Source organism: Sutterella massiliensis, assembly GCF_016899755.1.
Lineage (GTDB): Bacteria > Pseudomonadota > Gammaproteobacteria > Burkholderiales > Burkholderiaceae_F > Sutterella > Sutterella massiliensis.
The window spans coordinates 1-494 of the sequence record NZ_JACJJC010000262.1 but is presented as its reverse complement, the minus strand read 5'-3'; the positions used below and the strand labels follow the sequence as shown (position 1 = coordinate 494).

Sequence of the window (494 nt, the reverse complement as noted above, 5' to 3'; positions counted from 1 at the left end):
ACCGATGACAGCGTCACCAGTCTGAAGAGGTACTTCGCACCTCTGCTCGCACGCAGAAGCTGAGCTTTTGTTTGGCCCGCACCCCTCCAGTTCTCCGTAACGGTCTCTTTCTGGCCGGAGAAATTGCTCCAAATCCGGAATGCGTTTGATACCGCTTGAAAATACCTTGATCAATCCTTTTTCTCCAGCCAATGATTTTCGTTATAGAACTGCGCCCTGCATTTATGAAGTCTCTTTTGCCTGTCCCTCTTCCGCCGTCAAAACCGTCCGGCGAATCAGGTCTTCCCGATCGACTGCTGCTTTGTAAGCTTCATCAAACGCTTTCTCCGCTTGCTCTGCCGGAGGTTCGCCAAGCGAGCCGATGATCTTGTCGATAGGAAGAGGCTCAAAACCTTCTCCAATCCCAGGCAAGATTTCATTCGACTCGGCCGGTGCCTTTGCGTCTTTTCTATCAAGGTCTCTAAACCGCTTCATAAAAATCCTCAATCTCGAGA

Annotated in this window: 2 protein-coding genes; both read right to left on the bottom strand. The window is 50.4% G+C overall.

The window, feature by feature from the left end; all coding sequences use genetic code 11:
• Positions 1-192: hypothetical protein (locus tag H6A60_RS12480; protein ID WP_205105124.1), on the bottom strand; the 192-nt coding region annotated here is incomplete at its 3' end.
• A gap of 30 nt (positions 193-222) precedes the next feature.
• Positions 223-494: hypothetical protein (locus H6A60_RS12475; RefSeq protein WP_205105122.1), on the bottom strand; the 272-nt coding region annotated here is incomplete at its 5' end.